Origin of the sequence: Halobacterium hubeiense (genome assembly GCF_001488575.1) — an archaeon.
Classification (GTDB): domain Archaea; phylum Halobacteriota; class Halobacteria; order Halobacteriales; family Halobacteriaceae; genus Halobacterium; species Halobacterium hubeiense.
Genome location: NZ_LN831302.1, coordinates 777,927 through 799,078, shown reverse-complemented (window position 1 = coordinate 799,078; position 21,152 = coordinate 777,927). Strand labels below are relative to the sequence as shown.

General features: G+C 68.4%; 21 protein-coding genes and 1 tRNA gene. 11 read left to right on the top strand and 11 right to left on the bottom strand.

The window, feature by feature from the left end; translation table 11 throughout:
• Positions 1-60 precede the first annotated feature (60 nt).
• Entirely contained in the window at positions 61-1,953 is a 1,893-nt protein-coding gene (locus HHUB_RS04080) for a DHH family phosphoesterase (protein WP_059056323.1), read from the top strand.
• Here the strand turns inward: HHUB_RS04080 and HHUB_RS04075 are convergent, their stop codons facing one another.
• The 3 genes from HHUB_RS04075 to HHUB_RS04065 are packed head-to-tail and all read right to left on the bottom strand — an operon-like array spanning position 1,954 to position 5,588.
• On the bottom strand, positions 1,954-3,534 hold the full coding sequence (locus HHUB_RS04075) for a phospholipase D-like domain-containing protein (protein ID WP_059056322.1): 1,581 nt from the start codon (positions 3,532-3,534) through the stop codon (positions 1,954-1,956).
• 51 nt (positions 3,535-3,585) lie between these two features.
• Positions 3,586-4,875 carry a HEAT repeat domain-containing protein gene (locus HHUB_RS04070; RefSeq protein ID WP_059056321.1) on the bottom strand — a complete coding sequence of 430 codons (1,290 nt, stop codon included), beginning with the start codon at positions 4,873-4,875 and terminating at the stop codon, positions 3,586-3,588.
• A gap of 23 nt (positions 4,876-4,898) precedes the next feature.
• Positions 4,899-5,588, bottom strand: coding sequence for a protein sorting system archaetidylserine synthase (locus HHUB_RS04065; RefSeq protein WP_059056320.1), 690 nt, complete (start codon positions 5,586-5,588; stop codon positions 4,899-4,901).
• Positions 5,589-5,720: 132 nt separating this feature from the next.
• Here HHUB_RS04065 and HHUB_RS04060 point away from each other — a divergent pair, with 132 nt between their 5' ends.
• Positions 5,721-6,170, top strand: coding sequence for a plastocyanin/azurin family copper-binding protein (locus HHUB_RS04060; RefSeq protein WP_059056319.1), 450 nt, complete (start codon positions 5,721-5,723; stop codon positions 6,168-6,170).
• Between the two features lie 65 nt (positions 6,171-6,235).
• Here HHUB_RS04060 and HHUB_RS04055 read toward each other — a convergent pair whose 3' ends face one another.
• From HHUB_RS04055 to HHUB_RS04040, 4 genes are read right to left on the bottom strand one after another with little or no spacing between them, the layout of a single operon-like run.
• Complete coding sequence (locus HHUB_RS04055) at positions 6,236-6,859, bottom strand: 30S ribosomal protein S3ae (protein ID WP_059056318.1); 624 nt, start codon at positions 6,857-6,859, stop codon at positions 6,236-6,238.
• Positions 6,856-7,095 (bottom strand): KEOPS complex subunit Pcc1, encoded by a 240-nt coding sequence (locus tag HHUB_RS04050; protein WP_059056317.1) that lies wholly within the window; start codon positions 7,093-7,095, stop codon positions 6,856-6,858. Before HHUB_RS04050 ends, HHUB_RS04055 begins: the two co-directional genes overlap by 4 nt.
• Entirely contained in the window at positions 7,092-8,150 is a 1,059-nt protein-coding gene (locus HHUB_RS04045) for a hypothetical protein (protein ID WP_059056316.1), read from the bottom strand. The genes HHUB_RS04050 and HHUB_RS04045 overlap by 4 nt, the downstream gene beginning before the upstream one ends.
• Positions 8,151-8,615, bottom strand: a complete 465-nt coding sequence (locus HHUB_RS04040) for a 30S ribosomal protein S15 (RefSeq protein WP_059056315.1) — start codon at positions 8,613-8,615, stop codon at positions 8,151-8,153.
• A gap of 249 nt (positions 8,616-8,864) precedes the next feature.
• Here HHUB_RS04040 and HHUB_RS04035 point away from each other — a divergent pair.
• Both HHUB_RS04035 and HHUB_RS16525 read left to right on the top strand, forming a co-directional pair.
• A tRNA-Ala gene (locus HHUB_RS04035) sits at positions 8,865-8,936 on the top strand.
• Positions 8,937-9,415: 479 nt separating this feature from the next.
• Positions 9,416-10,999: a hypothetical protein gene (locus HHUB_RS16525; RefSeq protein WP_143416410.1), complete on the top strand. Its 1,584-nt coding sequence runs from the start codon at positions 9,416-9,418 to the stop codon at positions 10,997-10,999.
• Between the two features lie 52 nt (positions 11,000-11,051).
• On the opposite strand, the gene HHUB_RS04030 is transcribed toward HHUB_RS16525, so the two are convergent.
• The gene (locus tag HHUB_RS04030) at positions 11,052-12,275 is read right to left on the bottom strand and encodes an MFS transporter (protein WP_179204582.1); all 1,224 of its coding nucleotides are present in this window, start codon (positions 12,273-12,275) and stop codon (positions 11,052-11,054) included.
• Between the two features lie 166 nt (positions 12,276-12,441).
• Here HHUB_RS04030 and HHUB_RS04025 point away from each other — a divergent pair, with 166 nt between their 5' ends.
• The 3 genes from HHUB_RS04025 (at position 12,442) to HHUB_RS04015 (ending at position 15,551) form a co-directional block, all read left to right on the top strand.
• Positions 12,442-13,593 (top strand): cobalamin-independent methionine synthase II family protein, encoded by a 1,152-nt coding sequence (locus HHUB_RS04025; protein WP_059056314.1) that lies wholly within the window; start codon positions 12,442-12,444, stop codon positions 13,591-13,593.
• Between the two features lie 87 nt (positions 13,594-13,680).
• Positions 13,681-14,280 carry a hypothetical protein gene (locus tag HHUB_RS04020; RefSeq protein ID WP_059056313.1) on the top strand — a complete coding sequence of 200 codons (600 nt, stop codon included), beginning with the start codon at positions 13,681-13,683 and terminating at the stop codon, positions 14,278-14,280.
• Between the two features lie 71 nt (positions 14,281-14,351).
• Complete coding sequence (locus HHUB_RS04015) at positions 14,352-15,551, top strand: MFS transporter (RefSeq protein WP_059056312.1); 1,200 nt, start codon at positions 14,352-14,354, stop codon at positions 15,549-15,551.
• Positions 15,552-15,554: 3 nt separating this feature from the next.
• On the opposite strand, the gene HHUB_RS04010 is transcribed toward HHUB_RS04015, so the two are convergent.
• The gene (locus HHUB_RS04010; protein ID WP_059056311.1) at positions 15,555-16,169 is read right to left on the bottom strand and encodes a beta-class carbonic anhydrase; all 615 of its coding nucleotides are present in this window, start codon (positions 16,167-16,169) and stop codon (positions 15,555-15,557) included.
• 79 nt (positions 16,170-16,248) lie between these two features.
• On the bottom strand, positions 16,249-16,653 hold the full coding sequence (locus HHUB_RS04005; RefSeq protein WP_059056310.1) for a CBS domain-containing protein: 405 nt from the start codon (positions 16,651-16,653) through the stop codon (positions 16,249-16,251).
• A 114-nt stretch (positions 16,654-16,767) separates the two neighbouring features.
• Here HHUB_RS04005 and HHUB_RS04000 point away from each other — a divergent pair, with 114 nt between their 5' ends.
• Both HHUB_RS04000 and HHUB_RS03995 read left to right on the top strand, forming a co-directional pair.
• Positions 16,768-17,103, top strand: coding sequence for a DUF7471 family protein (locus HHUB_RS04000; RefSeq protein WP_059056309.1), 336 nt, complete (start codon positions 16,768-16,770; stop codon positions 17,101-17,103).
• Positions 17,100-17,609 (top strand): winged helix-turn-helix transcriptional regulator, encoded by a 510-nt coding sequence (locus HHUB_RS03995; RefSeq protein ID WP_059056308.1) that lies wholly within the window; start codon positions 17,100-17,102, stop codon positions 17,607-17,609. Before HHUB_RS04000 ends, HHUB_RS03995 begins: the two co-directional genes overlap by 4 nt.
• Here the strand turns inward: HHUB_RS03995 and HHUB_RS03990 are convergent.
• Positions 17,606-18,709 carry a hypothetical protein gene (locus tag HHUB_RS03990; RefSeq protein WP_059056307.1) on the bottom strand — a complete coding sequence of 368 codons (1,104 nt, stop codon included), beginning with the start codon at positions 18,707-18,709 and terminating at the stop codon, positions 17,606-17,608. The two genes, HHUB_RS03995 and HHUB_RS03990, sit on opposite strands and share 4 nt — an antisense overlap.
• 101 nt (positions 18,710-18,810) lie before the next feature.
• Here HHUB_RS03990 and HHUB_RS03985 point away from each other — a divergent pair, with 101 nt between their 5' ends.
• Entirely contained in the window at positions 18,811-20,082 is a 1,272-nt protein-coding gene (locus tag HHUB_RS03985; RefSeq protein WP_059056306.1) for a DUF7405 family protein, read from the top strand.
• Positions 20,075-21,142 carry an iron transporter gene (locus HHUB_RS03980; protein ID WP_059056305.1) on the top strand — a complete coding sequence of 356 codons (1,068 nt, stop codon included), beginning with the start codon at positions 20,075-20,077 and terminating at the stop codon, positions 21,140-21,142. The genes HHUB_RS03985 and HHUB_RS03980 overlap by 8 nt, the downstream gene beginning before the upstream one ends.
• Positions 21,143-21,152 lie beyond the last annotated feature (10 nt).

Genomic DNA, 21,152 nt, shown 5'->3' with positions numbered 1-21,152 from the left:
TTCGCCCGCGAGACGCCCTTGAAAAGCGTTAAAAACGGCGGCGCCGAATCTAGGCACAAGATGACTGACGCTTCCTCCGGCGACGGGCCCGACCGCCCGGTCGTCGTCGACCTCCACTCCTCGTGTACCACGCAGGAGGTCGAATCCGGCGAGTACTACCACGCGACCGTCAACGGCGTCGTCGACTACGGCGTCTTCGTCGACCTCTCCGAGCACGTCTCCGGGCTCGTCCACGAGTCCACGTTCGACGGCGAGCAGGACCTCGCCGTCGACGACGACGTCGTCGTGAAGCTCACGGAAGTCCGGGAGAACGGCGACCTGAGCTTCGAACTCGCTGCCCTCGACGACTACGAGACCGTCGAGCGCGAGCACAGCTACGACCGCATCGACGCCGAGACCGTCGGCGACCACGTCGGCGAGACCGTCCACGTCGAGGGCGAGGTCGTCCAGATCAAGCAGACCGGCGGCCCGACCATCTTCCGCGTGCGCGACGAGACCAGCGCCGTCCCGTGTACGGCCTTCGAGGCCGCCGGCGTCCGCGCGCACCCGGTCGTGGAAGTCGGCGACCTCGTCCACGTGAAAGGCGACGTCGAGGAGCGCGAGGGCACCTACCAAATCGAAGTCACGGAAATCGACGTGCTCGACGGCGAGACCGCCGCCGACGTCGCGGGCCGGCTGGACGCCGCGCTCGCCGAGCGCGCCGAACCCATCGACGTTGACCCGCTCGTCGACTGGCCGGCGCTGGAGGGGATGCTGCCGGAGCTTCGGTCGGTCGCGCGCACGCTCCGCCGCGCGGTACTGGAAGGGCGCCCGATTCGGATGCGCCACCACGCCGACGGCGACGGCATGGCCGCCAGCGTCCCCGTCCAGTACGCGCTCACGCAGTTCATCGAGGACGCCCACCAGGACGCCGACGCCGCCCGCCACCTCCTCAAGCGCCTCCCCAGCAAGGCCCCCTACTACGAGATGGAGGACGCCACCCGCGACCTCAACTTCGCGCTGGGGGACCGCGCGCGCCACGGACAGAAGCTCCCCCTGCTCCTCATGCTGGACAACGGCAGCACCGAGGAGGACACGCCCGCGTACAAGGCCCTGAACAACTACGACATCCCCATCGTCGTCGTCGACCACCACCACCCCGACCCCGACGCCGTGGACCCGCTCGTCGAGGAGCACGTCAACCCCTACCTGCACGGCGAGGACTACCGCATCACGACCGGGATGCTCTGCGTCGAGCTCGCGCGCATGATCTACCCCGGGCTCACCGAGGAGCTCGAACACGTCCCCGCCGTCGCTGGCCTGTCGGACCGTTCGAAGGCCGACGAGATGACCGACTACCTCGAACTCGCCCGCGAGGCCGGCTACGACGACGAGTTCCTCCAGAACATCAGCGAGGCGCTGGACTACGAGGCGTACATGCTGCGCTACGACCCCGGCACGCAGCTCATCAACGACATCCTCAACGTGAACGGCGACGAGGAGCGCCACCGCGAGCTCGTGCCGTTCCTCGCGAACCGCGCCGCCGAGGACGTCGCCGAGCAACTGGACGCGGCGACCCCGCACGTCGAACACGAGCGCGTCGCCAACGGCGCGAACCTCTACCGCATCGACGTCGAGAACCACGCCCACCGGTTCACGTACCCCGCGCCGGGAAAGACCACGGGCGAAATCCACGACCGCAAGGTCGAGGAGACCGGCGAACCCGTCATCACCATCGGCTACGGCCCGGACTTCGCGGTCCTCCGGTCGGACGGCGTGCGCCTCGACATCCCGACGATGGTCGAGGAGCTCAACGAGGAGCTGCCGGGCGCAGGCGTCTCCGGCGGCGGCCACCTCGTCGTCGGCTCCATCCGCTTCGTCCCCGGGATGCGCGAGGAAGTGCTGGACGCGCTCATCGAGAAGATGGCGGAAGCCGAACTCGACGAGGAACTCCACACCGCGCCGAAGCGGTAGTCACTCTCTGCTCTCCTGCCAGAAGCCGTCGCGGCCGACGTCGCTGTCGCCGCCGAACTCGATGCGCCGAGCGCAGGCCGCGGCGGCGACCGCGGCGACGGCGACGACCGCGGCGAGCGCGACCGGAAGCCGCCACGCGCCGCCGCGCCAGTCCGCGCGGAACGCCCGCTGGAAGTAGTCCGCGACCGCGTCGTCCTCAACGACGACCACGACTTCGCGGTTCTCGGTGGCGGCGTGCTCGTTCCAGTTCAGGCTCCCCACGAGCGCGCGCTCGCCGTCCACGACGGCGCCCTTGACGTGGACTTTCTCGAAGCGCGACCGCGGCTCCACGAGCTTCGCGTCCAGATTCAGGCTCTCCTCGGCGGCGACGCGGTTCAGGCGCTCCGTCGTGTTGCGGTTGTCCGCGCGAACGTACCACTTCCCGGAGAGTAGCACGCGCACCCGGACGCCCCGCCGCGCGGCGTCGATGGTCCAGTTCGTGAACGCGCCGTTCCGGTCGAGGCTCGCCTGCTCGACGACCAGCGACTCCTCGGCGGACGCGACGAGGTCGCGGACTCCCGAGCGCGCGTTGTCGGGCGCGACCAGCACGCGGACGCCGTCGGCCTCGGCGTCCACCTGCGGGAACCGCGTGGGGTAGGACTCCGTGGCGGGCTCGCCGTCCACGACGGTGAAGTTCTCTCGAACGGTCTCCCACGATTTGGCGTCCGCCCAGTTCGTGTCCGCGCGGAACACGCCCGCGAGGTGGTCGGCAACTGTCGAGTCAGCGACCGTGACGCCCCAGCCGCGGTTGCCGTGGCCGCCGCTGCCCGAGGGCTTCCAGTTCTCCGAGAGGACGACCGCGCGGTCGTCGGCGACGGCGTACTTGGCGTGGTGGAAACTGTACCGGGCGCGCTCGCCGTCGAGGACGCGGACCTCGACGCCCGCGGCACGGAGCGCGTCGAGGCGCTGGTCCTCCGGGCTGGGCGCGCCGCCCGCAACGCCGCCCTCCACGAGCACGCGCACGTCCACGCCCCGCTCGGCGGCCGCGGCGAGCGCGCGAGTGGCGCGTGCGGACGTGAACGTGTAGCCGGCGAGGAAGAGCCGCTGGTCGGCGGATTCGAGCGTCTGTATCGGCGGGCCGGCGGCGTCCGGGAGCGCGAACGCGGACACGGAGACGTTCGCGGCGGCGAACGGCGCGAACGAGGACGCGCCCAGCGGCGTCCACTCGCTCCCGTTCCACCGCTCGGCAGTCGGCGCGTTCGCGTACGCGAGTTCGTCCACGGTCGCGTTCCCGGCGCGGAGTTCGACCGTCTCGCCGCCGTTCGCGAGCGCCAGCGAGCCGTTCAGCCCGACGACCGGGAGGTCGGTGCGGTTGCGGGCGGCCGCTGGCTGCGTCGAGAGCGCGACCGCCCCGGAGAGCGTGCGGTTCGGGAGGTTGGCGGCGTCGTTGGAGTCGGCGAGCGTCCAGCCGGTCGTGTTCGTCGGCTCGTCGAACGTGACGGCGACGAACTCACCGGCGTCGCCGTCGCTGGCAGGGTTGGGCGCGACGGCCGTGATGGTCGCCGACGCGAGCAGTGCGGCGACCGCGAGGCGCGCGAGCACGGGAGCGGTTGGTCCCGGCTTCGGCCTTAAAGTTCGGCGAGAACGAGGGAGCTACGCGGCGGCTTCGGCGGCGTCGGCGTCGAGCGCATCGGCGGCCTTCTGCGCCTCCTGTTCGACGATGTACGCGCGGTCGTCGGCGTACTCGGCGGCGGCTTCGAGCGCGCGCTCGGTGCCGATCTGGACGAGCGCCCACGCCGCGGACGCCCGCACCGTGTCGCTGTCGTCGTCGGCGAGGACGTCCGTCAGCGGGTCGATGGCGCGCGTGTCACCGATGAGGCCAAGCGAGCGCGCCGCGCGGCTGCGCACGCTGTCGTTGTCCGCGACCAGCTGGTCGGCGACGTCCTGCGTGGACTCCTCGCTGCCGATTTCGCCCAGAGACTTCAGCGCGGTCGTGCGGAGCTCGGGGTTGCCCTCGGCGTCCACGAAGTCGACGACGTGCTCGATGCCGTCCTCGCTGCCGATGCGGCCGACGATTTCGACGGCGAGCGTGTCGCGGCGCGCGGCGCGCTGCCCGACCTCCTCGAGGGCTTCCTCGCTGGCGACGCGCTTGAGCGCCTCCAAGCAGTGGCGCTCCATGAACTCGGAGTCGCCCATGTGTTCGAGGCACAGCAGAATCATCTCGACGTTCTCGCGCTTCTCCCACTGCTTGAGCGCCGTCCACTCCGGAGGGAAGTCCTTGTGCTTCTGGTTGATGACCTCGTAGTAGCCCTCCGCGCGGAGCTTCTGCCGGACCGAGAGGTCGTCCCACTCCTGGGCGTCCTCGACGCCCGCGGTGAGCGCGTCGGTCGCCTCGGTGAGCGCTTCGATGGTCTCGGCGTCCTCGTCGGGGTCGAGGCCCGCGGCGTCGACGGCCTCTGCGACCGCGTCGAGTTCCTCCGCGAGCGCCTCCGGGTCGGCGACGTCGCCGCCGGCGAACGCTTCGCCGAGCGGGTCGGCGGCGGCGTCGAGGTACTCGCTGACCGCCGCCTGCAGTTCGTCTTCGCCCTGCTCGGTCCAGCGCGTCGACTCCAGCGTGGACTGGGCGTCCTCGATTGCCGCGACGACGTCCTCGGCGTACGGCCCACGCTGGGCTTCGAGGTCGTCGCGGAGGTCGGACAGCCGGGACTCGATTTCGTCGGCGGGGTCCTCCTCGTCGTCCTCGTCGGGTTCCGGGAGGTCCGCCGCTTCGAGGTCCGACTCGACGCCGTCGAGGATGGCTTCGACGTCGTCGAGGTCGGCCTCCGTCTCGGCGCTCTCGAGGGCGTCGGCGGCGTCGTCGAGACGCTCCTGAAGCGTTTCTACGTCCACGTCCGGGGCCGGCGCGTCGGCCGACTCCTCGGGTTCCTCGTCCCCGTCGCTCATACTACGTTCTTCCGCTAGCGCGCCTATGAGCGTTTCCCTTCGCCCCGCCAGTAGAATCGCGGTGCGAGGAGGAGGTACGCGGTCGCCCACGCCAGCAGGGCGCGCGGGAACAGCCGCGGGCCGAGCGTGGGCGCGAGCACGGCGGCGGCCTGCACGGCGCCCATCGCGAGGGCGTCCCGCGAGTAGAGGTCGGGGTACGTGATTCGGGACACCATCAGCAGCGTGAGTACGGCGACGGCGGCGACAACGATGCGCGGATGGCCGACGCCGGCGAGGACGCCCGCCGCCAGCAGGGTCGCGGCGAGCGTCGTCGGCACGCCCTCCGTGTGGTCGTTGCCCGTGTCGTAGGCCGTGTAGAGCCCGAGGCGGACGACGCCCGCGGCGACGAACAGCGCGCACGCCGCGAGCGCGACGACCCCCCACGCGCTCTCGAAGCCCCACGCGTTCCGCGCGACGACAGCGACGAGGAACGCGGGCGCGACGCTGAACGAGGCCACGTCCGCCAGCGAGTCGAGGTGTTCGCCGGCCGGCGTCCCGCCGTACTTGCGCGCGAGCACGCCGTCGAGGCCGTCCGCGATGGCGGCGAGCAACACCAGCCGCGCGGCCAGCGCCACGTCGACGGTCGCCGCCACGACGGCCACGAAGCCGAGCGCCGCGTTCGCCGCTGTCACGGCGTCCGCGACGCCCAACCGGCCGACGAAGCGGGGTTGCATGTTCGACGCATCTCGGCAGGCGTCCTTACGTGTTTACATCCCAGCCGTCGTCGTGTCGCCGGGCTGTCACCGGTTCGGGGTCGCGTCGGCGCGACCGCGTCGTATAAATGGCCGACGGACCGACTGTCGAGTATGCAACGCCGGGCGTTCCTCGCCACAGCAGGGGCTGGCGTCGCAGCGGCGCTGGCCGGCTGTATCGGCCCGTCGCTGTCCAGCTCCGAGTACGACATCGGGATGCAGTCGAACGCGTTCGTCCCCGAGCCCGCCGTCGAGGGGAACGACGTGCCGACGTTCGAGGCGGCAGTCGGCGACACCGTCGTCTGGGCGAACACCGGCTCCCGGAACCACACCGTCACCGCCTACGGGGACGGCATCCCCGACGGCGCGGAGTACTGGGCGTCCGGCGGCTTCGACAGCGAGCAGGCCGCCCGCGAGGCGTGGGAGAACAGCATCGGCAGCGGCGGCATCGTCCGGCCGAGCGAGACCTACGAGCACACCTTCGAGGTGGCCGGCGACCACTACTACGTCTGCATCCCCCACGAGGGCGCGGGGATGCTCGGGAAGGTCGTCGTCACCGAGTGACGCGACCGCCGGCGGCGTCGCTGGCGACGTAGCGCGCGAAAAGTGTTGGACGTGTTCGGAAGCGGTTAGGCTTCGTCTTCGACGCCGACGGACGTCTCCTCTTCCTCGTGGACTTCCTCGGGCGGCGCTTCCAGCGTCGCCTTCTGGACTTCCACGCGGCGAAGCGGGTAGATCGTGTTCGCTTCGTCGTAGATGGCCGAGGAGAGCCGGCCCTCCGTGATGGAGTCGATGAGCGCCTCGAACGTGCGCTCCTCGCCGGCTTCCTCGACGAGGTCGATCATCGTGCGGCGGATGGCCTTCTGCTGGCTCTGGTCGGCCTGCTTCGTGGTGTACGCGACCGGCTGAATCTTCACGCGGTAGTCGTCCGTCGTGAGGACCGTGATGGTCACGCCGATCTTCGACGACCCGCGGCGCACGAGACTGCGCTTGTAGTCCCGCGTGAGCTCGTGCTTCACGAACTCAGTCGAGGCGGTGTCGCTGCCGACGTCGTCCACCTGGAAGGTGAGCTTGACGTTGTTCTCGCCGCCGTCGACGAGTTCGTCGAGCGTCGTCTCGATGGTTCGGTCGTAGACCTGTTCTGGCTCTTCGGCGGGCGTCTCGCCGAGCTCCTGCCGGTCGAACTCCTCCGGCGCGAGCACGGTGTACCACCGTTTCTCTTGGTTCTGCTTGGATACGGAACGTTCGCTCATGATTCGTTTGTCGTGTGTCGGTTTGCGTGCTGTGCGACTTCGCGTGCCACCGTGACGTTCACGACGTAGTCGTCGACGGTCGACTGGAGGCCGCCGGTGTCCTCGCGCTCGATGCGCGTGACGACGGCGTCCTCGGTGACCTGCGTGTCCATCTCGGCGGTGTTGTCGGGGCGGACGGCGGCTGCGACGAGCTCCGGGTTCGGTACCGCGGTCGTGATCGTCGCGTGCCGCGTCACAGTTCACCCCGCACGGTCTCTACGAGATTCGGTTCGGCGTCTGCGACCGCCAGCGTCGCCGTCCCCACGCCGTTCGGGAGGACGTCGCGGGCGTCCGCGTCGGTCGTCGCGAGCGCGGCGGTGTCGTCACCGACGACGAGCACCGCTCGCTCGCGCGCCCGGTAGTCCCGGACGAGTCGCGCGACGGTCGGCTGCGCGGCGTCGGCCTCGACGACTTCGACGGCGCTGTACCGCGACGGGTCCGCGCGTCGGACCGCCGCGTGCGCGTCGGTCGCGTGGTCGCGCCACGCGTCCAGCGCGGTCGGCTCGTCGACCGCTCCCTGCGCAAGTGCGACGCCCAAGCCGGGCGCGTCCCAGGCCAGCGCGCCGAGCACGTCCGCGAACCCCTCGACGGTCTCGAAGGGGCCGGCGGGTGTCTCGTGCGGGCGAAGGACGTCCGCGACGCGGTCTGCGGCGCGCGCCGTCTCGCCGGTCGCGTCGAGCGCGACTGCCGAGGCGAGGCGGCGCTGTGCCGCCTCGTCCAGTTCCGGCGGGAGGCCGAGTTCGGCGAGCGTCGCGCCCGCCGCCTGCTCGTCCCCCGAGAACGACGCGTGAACGCGCGTCGAGTGCGCGAGACCAGCCGCGAGGTCCGCAGTCGGAATCCCGACGCCTGAACGCCGTGTCAACCCGGCGGCCTCCCGGACGTCGCTGGACGGCTCCATGCCGTCAGCGAGCGCGCCCGCGAACGCCACCACTGGGTCGGGGTCCGCGCCGGCTTCCCGCGCCGCGTCGAAGGCCGCGTTCGGCGCGTCCTCGACGAACGACGCGTCGGCGGCCGGCGACTCGACGCCGACGGCCACGAGGGACGTCTCTGCCGCGTCCGGCGCCGACGGCGCGGTGCGAGTCACGCGCACCTGATACGGTACGTCGTGCTCGCCGCACGCCCCGGCGAGCATCGCGGCGGCCGCGATGCTCCCGCCGGTCGGCGCCGCCGCCACGCGGACGAACTCCGCGTCGGCAAGCACCGACTCGGCGTCGGGCTCGGTCGCAGCTGTGGTGCGTCCCGTCGTCGCCATCTATTCGAGCAGTTCGACCGCGTTCTCGTAGGAGTACTTGAAGTCCTCGTCGAGCTCGTCGCCGCGGTAGTAGTCCGCGAGGCGACGAATCTTGGACTCCGTGTTCTGGAGCGCGCGCTTGTTCTGGTGGTCCTGCCCGTTCTCCTGAACGTGCTCGCGCAGGCGAACGGCCTGCTCCAGCAGGTTCCGGAAGTCCTCGGGGAGGTCCGGTTCGGCGTCGTTCTCCTCGAGAATCTCGGTGACCTTCTTCCCGGTCGCCAGTTTGACGTCCGGAATCGGCGTGCCCTGCACGCCCTCGTCGCGGAGCTTCAGGCCGATCTGCGAGGGGTCGTGCCCCTGCTCGGCGAGCTCCACCACGCGGTCCTCGATTGCGTCTTCGTCTACGTCGCTCCACTCCGGTGGTTCGTCTGCCGCCGGGCGGTCCGAGCCGGACGACCCGCGGCGGCGCGTGTGCATTCGTGCCATTGTTCGGATTGGAACTACACGAAACGCTGACGGCACCGACTGGTGCCGGAACACTACCGCAGTCCCAAGCCACGCCAGCGGACGCAATTTGCGCCCGAGCCAGCGCGGCGCTGTCGGATCTACGGCCGTGTGGTTCCCTACAGGCGAGAACGCCCTCGGGCACGTAAAGGGTTTTCATCTCCCCGCGACGCCGCCGGACGAATTCGCGGGGTTTATCAACGACCGCGGAAAACGTTGGAATGCGTTCGAGGGCTCGTAGATCAGTGGTAGATCATCCCCCTGGCACGGGGAAGGCCTCGGGTTCAAATCCCGACGAGTCCACGTGTGTTTGTGTCACGGAGCTACGCGTGTGTTAATTCGGCAGTAACCGACGTGGCGCGCTACCGCGCCCACGTGAGGAACTTCACGCGTTCGGTTCTCCGATCTATGTGCGGATGATTAGATATTCGCCAGCTCTAACTTTAGTTGCTTCACAGAACGCATATGTTCGATTTCAAGGTTAGCCCTCGAAATCTGAATTGGGCCAGATTGACGAGGGAAGCCGTAAAAACTGTATTAGGTGGGTCGATTGCAGGTGTTCTTGTTCAGGTTTCATCTTCAGGACAAATGACCAATATTGTGTGGGTATGGGTGCTACTGGGCGCTCTCGTCCTCACTTACGGCTTTACCGAAGCTATGTTAGGGCCACCAGAATCCGAATGAATCACTGTAGGGCCAATTCGCTAATTCGTTTCTATTGATTCACCAAGCCATTTTTGAACCGGTGGAACGATAATGTTCCAATATTATCAGATAGGAAGATGCGACTATCAGAAGAACTAGAGTCTTTGCTGAACTCTGGGCCACAAAATTCGAAGTTTGATGTCGCACTTTCCTCGGTCATAAGAGAACTCCGTCAGGACTGGGGTCGTTCACCAGAAGAAATCCGGGCGGATATTATTGAATTCGATATTGAACACTCAATTCTCGATTCTATAGTTGGACTTTCAAAATGGATAGAATGTGGTGACTATCGAGATGGAGCAGAACCTGCGCTGGATGCTCTTCGTAAATCAATAGACGAGGCCATCAAAGAGGATTGGGATTCCGTTTTTTATACTCTGATTACGGCCCGGATCGAGCTATTGAGTAGTTTGAATCACGAGAATGAATTAGCCGCGGAACTCAAATTGGGCATACACTTTCTAATTGAAAAAGGAGATTCAATCCCGATTGGATACGTCTTCGACATCGTAGATGCAGTCATCGAGAACATACATTCTGTGTCTGGTGAGGAAGCTCTAAAGGCGCTAATTCAGCATCTCCATGAAGTAGCAGAAAAGAAACAAAACCAGAATGATTTCAAAAGTTCTCGGGAAATTTGGCGGAAGATACACGAAATACGAGATAATGAGGAACTAGATGCACGCGTTGCCATTAACTCGATTATTGACACGTATAATAGGGAGATTGAATTTTATCAAAAGAAGGGGAATCATTCACATCGGGCTACCGCCGCAAGGGAGGCGATAGCTGAATGCGATCAGTGGGTTAGCCAACAGCAGAGATCTCAATGGGAGTCCGAATTTATTGATGGGAACAAGAAAAGTATTGAGCAAATGGCGGAGTTCTCGCATACCCCATCAGATGAAGAACTAAATGAACTAGATTCCGCCGTAGAAGATATTGTTGACCAATTTCAGGAATGGTCACAGGAACGGAGTACCATTTTTGCAATCAAGTGGCTTGTCAATCATCGAGATTTACTTGTCCCAAGTATCGAAGATGCAAGACGGCGTTCGTCAGGCGGAATAATGTCGATAGTACAGGGTAGAACCATTTCTGAAGCAGGAGAGTCTTATTCACAAGAACAAGGTGTAGAATTTCCTCAGACCTACAGATTCTCAGTCCAGTTCACTCAAAATATCAGACAGGACATTTGGTATCGGTTACAAAATCGCGGACTAATTACTGAGCCCGACTTGTTTATTCTTTTTAATAGAAGGAAGACTCTTCCCGCTAATACACACGCCTATCTGACCGATTTCATTATACAACTATTTGAGAATAATCATTCTGCGGCGGTTCATCTTGGGATGACTCAATTTGAAGCAGTTACGAGAGAACTAGCTGCAGCGAATGGAAAAAGCATCCTAAGTAGAGATGAAGAGACTGGTGAACTCGGTCGTAGGCCCCTATCAAGCTTAGTTTATCAAATCGAAGACGAGGTTAGAGAGGCTTGGGTCAGATACATTCAATTCCGATACTGCGAGCTATCGGGTCAGAATATCCGAAACAAGATTGCCCACGGCTACTTGCCCTATAAACACGCTGCTTGGGGAATGTCTGTTATTTTACTTCTCGATATCCTTCAGAGCTTTTTAGAATTCGAGGAGGCCTATTAGTCCACAACCACGGAGTTGTGCGTCCAGAGCAACGGACGACACGCACCTGCACTCAGGTCGATTCGGGCATCCGGTACGTGAGCGCGATGACGGCGGCCATGACGACCGCGAGGAAGACGTAGCCTTCGTCGAAGTAGCCGTGGTCGCCGACGACGCCGAAGACGACGGGGCCGGCGGCGGCCAGCGACGCGGTGAGCGTGCGGATGACGCCGAGGCCGGTGCCCTGCGTCGCCTCGGAGAACGCTTCCGCGAGGAACGACTGCGTGACGGCGCCGGTGCCGAGCATCGTGCTGACGAGCGCGGTGACGCCGACGAGCGGCCAGACGCCGGAGACGACGGGCAACAGGAGGAAGCCCGCGGCGGCCGGGAGCAGAATGCCGATGAGCGAGCGGCGCATCCCGACGCGGTCGTAGGCGGCGCCGGCCAGCGGCTTGACGAGCACGCCGACCGCGAAGAAGAACCCGAACAGCACGCTCGCCTGCTGGGTGGACAGGGATTTCACCGACGTGAGGTAGGTCGGGTAGAACGCGGTGAACGACTGCCAGATGGACATGTAGAGGAAGAGGATGACCGTCATGAACCCGATTTCGGGGGTGCGGAGTTCCGCGAGGACGTCGACGGCGTCCCGCAGGGACTGCGTGCTCTCGTCGTCGTCCGCGTCGGCGTCTCCGTCCTCGTCGGCGTCGTCGGGCGTGGTGGCGTAGACGAGAACGCCGGCGACGACGAGCAGCGGTGCGACGAAGCCGAGGCCGGCTTGCCACGCGACGGCGGCGGCGAGCGCGGCGGCAATCGGCGGGAGGACAGTCTGTCCGATGTCGCCGGTCGCCATCGTGACGCCGAGCGCGCTGCCGAGGCGCTGCGTGTAGAGCTTCGAGAGGATCGTGATTCGGGCGATGGGGTACAGCGAGTGGCCGAGCCCCCACGCGGCGGTCGCCGCGAACAGGACGAGCGGCGACGACGAGGTGACGACGAGGCCGAGCGCGGCGGCGACGACCACGGTGCTGGTGGCCATGAGCGCGCGCTCGTCGTACCGGTCGGCGAGCATCCCGCCGGGGAGCTGGCCGATTGCCGCGAAGAACCACAGCACGGTCACGAGCAGGCCCGACACCGTGAGGGAGAGCCCGTAGTCGGTCTGGAGGTAGGGGATGATGACTGGGTAGACCATCCGCCCGCCGTTCAGCAGGCCCCAGCCGGTGGCGACGGCGACGAGGGAGACGCCCTTCCCGCCGCCCCACAGCGCCGTCACTTCCCGCCGAACCGCGGTACGTAAACCCATTAGGTACACTCGAAGGGGGCGGCCGTACGCCAATAATAGCTGTGTTTCGGCGGGTCCGACCGCGCTCTCGGCGCCGACACGAAGACCGAACCAATACCCGACGGCGGCGAGTTCGAATACCGTTGGTTATATTTATTCGAGTGCGTATTACTCACGTGAGTATCTAATGACGGCGAACGACCGGATTCGCACGACGCACATCGGTAGCCTCCCCCGACCGCCGGCACTGCTTGACCTCCTCGAACGGCGCCAGGACGGCGAGACAGTCGACCCCGACGAGTGGGACGCGACCGTCGCGGACGCCACGCGCGACGTCGTCGAGCGGCAGGCCGAGGTCGGCCTCGACGTCGCGAACAACGGCGAGCAGTCCCGCGTCTCGTTCAACTGGTACGTCGCGGACCGCCTCAGCGGCATCGACGGCGAGCGCGAGCAGGAGCTGTGGGCGGACCTCCAGGAGTTCCCCGACTACGCCGCCGAGACGTTCGAGACGGACGTCATCGACCTCTCGATGCAGCCGGTCGTCACCGGCCCCGTCGAGTACACCGGCCACGAGGACGCGAAGGCCGAACTCGACGGCTTCGAGGCCGCCCTCGACGACGTCGATGCGGACTTCGAGGACACGTTCGTCACGTCGGCGTCGCCGAGCGTCGTCACCGCGACGCACGTCGACGACTACTACGGCGACTACGAGGAGTACCTGTTCGCCGTCGCGGACGCGATGGCCGAGGAGTACGAGCTCGTCGCCGACACCGGGACGACCCTCCAAATCGACGCGCCGGAGCTGCTCACGGTCGGTCACACCGGCGAGTACGCGGACGCCTCCCTCGACGAAATCGAGGCGACGACCCGCCTCCACGTGGAGGCGCTCAACGAGGCGCTGTCGAACGTCCCCGCCGAGCAGGTCCGGCTCCACACCTGCTGGGGGAGCTACGAGGGCCCCCACCACCTCGACACGGGGCTCGCGGAGCTGCTGCCGGCAATCTACGAGGCCGACATCACGGGCCTCAGCGTCGAGCAGGCCAACCCCCGCCACCAGCACGAGTACCGCGCGTTCGCCGAACACCCCGTGCCGGACGGTTGGGATCTGATTCCGGGCGTCGTGGACGTGAAGACGAACGTCGTCGACCACCCCGAGACCATCGCGGACCGCATCGAGCGCGTCGCCGACGCCGTCGACGACGACACGCCGCTGGTCGCCGCGCCCGACTGCGGGTTCGGCACGCAGGCCGGCCTCGGCATGGTCCACCCCAAAATCGCGTGGAAGAAGCTCGACGCGCTCGCCGAGGGCGCGGAGATAGCCACCGAGCGACTCTACTGACGCTCGCAGCCCGCCAACAGTTGTTCTAGCCCCATCACTTATCCGAGTGTCAGTTCAGCTACCATTCGTTGTGAGGGGGCTCGATCGATGTCACTGACGGACGCACAGCGACCCGCGAACAGGCGCGAACGCTACAGTTCGATGGTCGACGCCGCCAGCCGGCCGTTCGCGGCCGGCGCGGTCGTCGTCCCCTTGATTTTGCCCGTGCTCGGGTACGTCTCGGGGGACGCCCGAGTCATGTTCACCGTCCACCTCTTCCTCGGGGCGTTCTGGTTCGGGACGGCGGTGCTCGGCGCCGTCGTTCTGGGGCCGGTCATGGGGAGCCTCTCCGAGGAGGCGAACGCGGAGTTCGCGGCGGGGTTCGTCCCGCGGATGAACCTCCTCATGGAGCCGGTGTCCGTCGGCGTCGTCGGGTCCGGCATCGGGCTCGCGAGCATGATGGGGCTGTGGGCGTCGCCGACGCCGTCGCTGTGGGCGGCGCTCGCGCTCGCCGCCGCACTACTCGCGCTCGGCTTCGGCCCGCTCCACACGTTCACGTCCGGGATGTTCGACGAAATCGCCGCCGACGACACGGACCACGAGCGCCTCGCCTCGCTGAACAAGAAGTACGGAATGTTGAGCCTCGTCGAGCTCGCGCTCATGGTCGCCATCCTCGGGACGATGGCGGGCCTGCGCTGGGGGTTCTGACGTAACGGAGCGCAGCCCGGAATCGCTCCGGGACGTATTTCCGCGCGACCCGAGTGGTCCCGCACGAACCGATGCACGCACCCGGAACGACCGACGGGGAGCGAGCTGGCTTCGACGTGCTGTTGGTGGCGTCGGGCATCTGGTTCCTCGCGAAGTTCCTGCGGTACGCGTTCCCGCCGCTGTTCCCGCAGCTGCGCGACCTCTACGGCGTCTCGAACGGCGTGCTGGGCGCGGCGTTCACGGCGATGATGCTGGTGTACGCGCTGTTGCAGTTCCCCGCGGGCGTGGTCGCCGACCGCGTGGGGGCCGCGCGCGTGGTCGCCGCGGGCGTGACAGTCGCGGGCGTCGCGGCGCTGCTCCTGTCGATACCGGGGCCGCTGGCGGTGCTGATCGGGGGAATGGTGCTCGTCGGCGTCGGGACGGGCGTCCACAAGACCGTCGCGGTGGACCTGCTAGCGACGCTGTACCCGTCGCGGCGCGGGCGCGCGCTCGGCGTCCACGACACGTTCGGGGCGTTCGGCGGCGTGGTCGCGCCCGCGGTCGTCGTCGCCGTCGCGGCCGACCCCGGGTGGCGGGCACTCTTCCTCGGCGGCGGCGTCACCGGACTCGCGCTCGCGGTCGCGTTCTGGCTTCGCACCCCCGACGACGTCGCCGCGACTGACGGAGACGAGGCCGGGGATTCGACCGACGGCGCCGCGGCGCTCGCGGACTACCGCGCGCTGCTCGGCGACCGGCGCTTCGGCGCGTTCCTGCTGGTCACGGTCGGCTTCTCGTTCGCGTACAACGGCGTCGTCGCGTTCCTCCCGCTGTATCTCGCCGACGCCGCGGGCCTCGACGGCGCGACCGCGAGCCTGCTGTACAGCGCGCTGTTCGCGGTGAGCCTCGTCCAGCTGACGACCGGCGAACTCAGCGACCGGTTCAGCCCGCTCGCGGTCGTCGCCGCGACGCTCGCGCTCGCGACCGCGGGCCTGTTCGGCCTGCTTGTCGCGGGCTCGCCGCTCGCGCTCGGCGCGACGGTCGTGGCGTTCGGCCTCGGGAGCCACGGCTTCCGGCCGGTTCGCGGCGTCTACCTCGTGGACGTGGTGCCGGACTCGCTGGCGGGCGGCGGGCTCGGCGTCGCGCGGACGATACTGATGGGCGCGGGCGCGGTCGCCCCCGCCGTCGTCGGGTTCGCCTCCGAGCGCGCGGGCTTCCGCGCGGCGTTCGGCGTGCTGTTCGCGGCGCTCGCGGCCGCCGCCGTCCTCGCGGGCTGGCTGCTCGCCACCGAGTGAGCGTCAGTCCTCGACGCGCGTGCTGATGTCCTCGGCGATGCGCCCACCGGGGTAGCGAAGCGTCCCGCTCTCGACCTCGTAGACGTAGCCGTGGACGGTCGCGTCCACGAGCGGGTGTTCGTCGAGGTACCGGACTTGCGCGGCGCACGCCTCGTCGATGTCGTCGGTCATGCGCACCCAGTCGGCGACGGAGGCGTCGCCAATCGACAGTTCGGAGAGCGCGGGGTCGAGGTCCACGTCGTCGAGGTCGCCGCCGGCGGCTTCCTCCAGCCCCTCGACGACGGCGTCGTCGGGCGCGCTCATCATCCCGCAGTCGGTGTGGTTGACGACGATTATCTCCTCGGTGTCGAAGAACTGGGTGGTCAGCGCCGCGGAGCGAATCACGTCGTCGGTGACCTTCCCGCCGGCGTTCCGGAAAATCTGGGCGTCCCCGAGCTCGATGCCGAGCGCGTCCTCGACGGGGATGCGCTCGTCCATGCACGCGACGACCAGCAGCTGCTTGTCGGTGGGTATCCCCTTGCGGCGGCGCCGCGCCCAGTCGTCGTGGTCCTCGACGGTCGCATCGACGTGTTCGTGGTGGTGGCCCGGCTCGTGGTCGTGACTGTGAGAATCTGCCATGCGAGTACGTGTTCGCGCGCTGGGGGCGTGGTAGTTGGTCACGCGGCGAGGCTCGCCGGGTCGCAGAACTGTCGGCGCGTCAGGCGGGGCTGGGCGTCTGCACGGTGGAGATGTACGAGGCGAGGTCGGTCGTGGTAATCATCCCGATGACGTTGTCGTCGTCGTCCACGACGGGCATGTGGTGGAAGCCGTGTTCGAGCATCGCGTCCGCGACGTCGCGGATGGACTCCTGTGCGGTCGTGGTGACGACGTCCGTGGTCATGTAGCGCTCGACGGTGGTCTGGGCCTTCGGCTTGCTCTTGGCGACGATGGTGACGAAGTCGGTGTTCGTCAGGATGCCTTCGAGGTGGCCGTTCTCGTCGACGACGACGACCGAGCCGATGCTGTTGTCGCGCATCACGTCGGCGGCGTCCTCGACGAGCGTGTCCGGGGTGACGGTGTGGATGCTGTCCGACATCAGTCGGCCGACGAAAATATCGTCCATACCGGAAGGTGGCGCCGCGTGGTGTTAAGCGTTGTCCGCCACCACGGTAGGCGAGCGCACGGGCTGGCCCGCGGAACCGAACGACCTACACTCGCCGCCGCCCAACCGTCGGGCGTGCTCCCCGTCGCCCACGCGCAGACCGCGGGACTGGACGTTCCGCTCGTTTTTGCGCTCGCCGCCGCCGGCGTGGCGTCAGCCCTGCTCACGGCCGCGGCGCTGGTGGCGTTCCTGCGGCGGCGCTCCCGCCCCTACCTGCTGGTCGCGCTCGCGCTCGCGGCACTGCTGGCGCGCTCGGTCGTCGCCGGCGCGAGCGTCGGCGGCCTGCTCGCGGGCGACGTCCACCACGTTCTCGAACACGGCCTCGACGTCCTGATGGCGGGACTGGTGATTGCCGCGGTCTGGTACGCGCGCTCGGTCGCCGCGACGACCGCCGGAGGTGGCGGGCGGTGACCGACGCCCGCGACCGCATCGCCGCGCACGTCCGCGACGACCCCGGCGTCCACTTCAACGCGGTCGTTCGGGGGACGGACCTCGCGCCCGGGCAGGTCCAGCACCACGCCCGCCGCCTCGTCAGCGCGGGCGACCTCGCGGTCGAACGCGTCTCCGGGCGCACGCACTACTTCCCGCCCGAGTACGACGACTGGGAGCGCGGCGTCGTCGCGCTCGCGCGCCGCGAGACCGCCCGGGACGCGCTCTCGTACCTCCTCGACGCGGGCCCCTCGCGGCCGGCCGCGGTCGCCGAGGGCGTCGGCGTCGCGCGCTCGACGCTCGAACACCACCTCGACGCGCTCACCGCCCGCGACGTCGTAGAGAAGCGCCGCGACGCGCGCAACCGCGTCACGCTGGCCCTCGTGCGGCCCGAAGCGACCGTCCAGTTGCTCGCCGACGTGGACCCCTCGGTGGCCGACCGGTTCGTGGACCGCTTCGAGCGCCTGCTCGACGACTTCCTCGACTAGGCGACCGACCGGGCGCCGCCCGTCGCGCGAATAATGCTCCCGAGCAACAGCACGACGCTCGCCGCGAAGAACACGCCGCCGACGGGCGAGGTCGGGTCGAGGAACGCCCAGTACGCGGGGGTGGCGGCAGCGCCGAACAGCACGGAGAGCACGCCGTAGAACGCGGGCGCACAGCAACAGCACGCGGTCGCGCCGGTCGTGGCGACCATCCCGAGCGCGGACGTGCCGCCGTCCGCGGCGCTGTCGGCGCGCGCCTGCTGGACGAGCACGCCGACGTTGACGGCGACGAGGCTCCCGAGCAGCCCCATCAGCACGACGGTGCCGACGGAGACGAACCCCGCCAGCGGGACCGACGGGAAGACGAACTCGACGGCCGGCCACGCGACCAGCGGGTCCGCGACCGGGAGGAACACCACCAGTGACTCCGTGGGCGCGCCGATGCCGGCGTCGGGGTTGAGGGTGAGCGTCCCCGCGGAGAACGCGAAGAAGCCGACGAACAGCGCGCCCGCGGCGAGGCCCGCGCCGAGCGGCCGGCGGTCGCGGCGCAGGCTCTGGACGACGCCCCACGCGTCGCTGTAGAGGACGTAGCCCACCGCGAACACGACGGTCGCGACGAGCGCGTAGCCGAGGGCGTGGTAGGTGCCGCCGTTCGGCATCACGACGGGGTAGACGACCCACGCCGCGAGCAACACGCCGAGCGCGACGTAGCGCGGGCGGTCGGGCCACCGCAGGCGGCCGACGACGAGGCTCCCGACCGCCATCGCGGCGCCGACGACGAGACTCAGCGTCGGGTAGATGGAGCGAATCTGGGGGCCGGTGTCGGCGACGACCTGCAGTTCGACGAGGCCGACGAGCCCGAACCCACCGGCGAGCGCGGCGACGAGGCCCGCGGCGGCCCCCGTCGTGCCGGCGATGCGGCCGCGGCGGTACGCGGCCATCGCGACGACGGCGACGCCGACGCCGAGGAACGCGAGCGCGAACAACAGCCAGTGCGGGGTGCCGGCGTGCGTGGTGCCGGAGTGGGCGGCGGCCGGGCTCGCGAGCGCGGCGACGGCGGCGAGGAGGGCGCCGGCGCGGCCCGTGGCGCGGAGCGGATGCATAGTCGGTCTCTCGCGCGCAGTGGCTTGCGGGTTCTGGTGCGCGCGTCGAATTCGACGCGCGCACCAGAACGGCTTTTCGCGTGAAGGCCTAGCCCTCGCGTATGCTCCCGGACTCCCGCGGCGTGAGCCGCCGCGCGTTCCTCAAGTCCGCGGTCGCCATCGGCGGCGCGAGCGCACTCGCCGCCTGCGTGGACCGCGAGGACGCCGACATTCCAGCCGGCGTGGACGACCCCGCGTCGCTGCCCGAGCGCCAGCACGCGTGGAACGACGCCCTCTCGCGGGACGACGCGGGGAACGCGCTGCCGCCGCGCCACCACGCGCTCGTCCACCTCGACCTCGACGGCGAACCCACCGACGAGGCCCGCGAGACCGTCGAAACCGCGCTCCGCGCGCTCGAACGCGCCTACGAGCGCTCGAACGACGGCCTGCTGTTCACGCTCGGCTACTCGCCGGCGTACTTCCAGCGCTTCGACGCCGAACTCCCCGACGCCGTGGACCTCCCGGAGCCGCGGCCGCTCTCGGACCTCGAAGACCCCGCGCTGGACGACCCCGACGCGCTCCTCCACCTCGCCAGCGACCACGCCAGCGCCGTCCTCGAAGCCGAGGAAGCGATGCGCGGGAACCGCGACACCGCCAACGGCGTCGAAGTCAAGGCCGCGCTCACCGAGGCGTTCACGGTCGCTGACCGGCGCTCCGGGTTCGTCGGCGAGGGCCTGCCGGCGGAGAATCAGGACACCGGCGGCGTCCCCGACTCCGAGCCCGTGCCCGAGGACGCGCCGCTGTACATGGGCTTCAAGTCGGACTTCGAGAAGAGTCAGGCGACCGAGGACCGCGTCACCATCCAGTCGGGGCCGTTCGCGGGCGGCACCACCCAGCACGTCTCCCACATCGACCTGAACCTCACGCAGTGGTACGAGCAGGACGACAGGGAGTCCCGCGTCGCGCAGATGTTCTGTCCCGCGCACGCCGACAGCGGCGCGGTCGAGGAGACGGGCGAGAACCTCGGCGACAGCCCCCAGCTCGGCGGCTGTGGCGACCCTGTGGAGACGGGTAGCGAGCGCGGCGTCGTCGGCCACGGCCAGAAGCTCCAGCGCGTCCGCGAGGACGGCCGCCCGGTCATCCTCCGGCGGGACTTCGACTCGACGGACGGCGGGCGCGCGGGCGTGCACTTCCTCGCGCTCCAGCGCGAAATCGCGGACTTCGAGCGCACCCGCGAGGCGATGAACGCCACCGACGTCAGCGGCGAGACGCCGGTCGGGCGCACGCAGAACAACGGCATCCGCCAGTACCTCTCGGTCACCCACCGCGGCAACTACCTGCTGCCGCCGCGGTCGAAGCGCGCGCTCCCCACCCCGGAGGGCGGCGATGCGTAAGCCGAGCCGGCGCGCGTTCCTCGCGGCCGCGGGCGCTGCGGGACTGACCGCGAGTGCGGGCTGTCTGGGCTTCCTCGAAACCGAGCGGGCGACCCGCGAGCCGCCGCTCCCCGAGAACCGCCCCGAGGCCGCCTACGTCCCCTCGCACGTCGAGGGGATGGAGATGGCGGGGATGCAGACCAGCGGCCGGTACGCGTGCGCGCTCACCTACACGTTCCCGCACCGCTTCTGGCTGGTGCGCACGACGGACACCGACCGCGTGAACGTCCGCGGCGAGGACGACGTGCACCTGATGGTCGCCGTCTGGGACACGGAAACCGGAACGGTGCTACCGGAAGCGAACGTCGAAATCGAGCACACCGGCCCGGAGGACGAGACGTCGTCGGTGACGCCGTGGCAGATGCTCTCCCAGCAGATGGGCGTCCACCACGGCGACAACGTCGCGCTCGGCCCGGAGGGCAACTACGACGTGACCGTGCGCGTCGTCCCGCCGACCACGCGCCGGTCGAGCGGCGAGTCGGTCGCCACGGACCCCGTGGAGTTCGACTTCTCGTTCACGTTCGACCGCGGCGCGCTCGACGACCTCCCGTTCGAGGACATCCCCGCCGACCGCGAGGGCACGGAAGGCGCCGTCGACCCGATGGACATGGAGAGCGCGACGCTCTCGCAGGTGCCTCCGGAGGATTCGTTCCCAATTCGGGTCATCGGGAGCGGCGAGACAGGCGGCGCGAAGCTGGTCGTCGGAACCACGAGCGAGTTCGGCGACCTCGCGGCCGGCGACGACGAGACGTACGTGGCGGCGTCGCTGCGCACGCCACACAACCGGTTCGTGCTCCCGAGCGCGTCGCTGTCCGCGACCGCCGACGCGGGCGGCGAGCGCGTCTTCGACGGCGACCTCGTGCCGACGCTCGACGCCGACCTCGGCTACCACTACGGCGCGGTCGTCTCCGCGGGCGAGGAAATCGAGAACGCGACCGTGAGCGTGGAGACGCCCCCGCAGATTTCGCGCCACGAGGGCTACGAGACGGCGTTCTTCGACTTCTCGGACGTGTCGGTCTGAGCGGCGAATC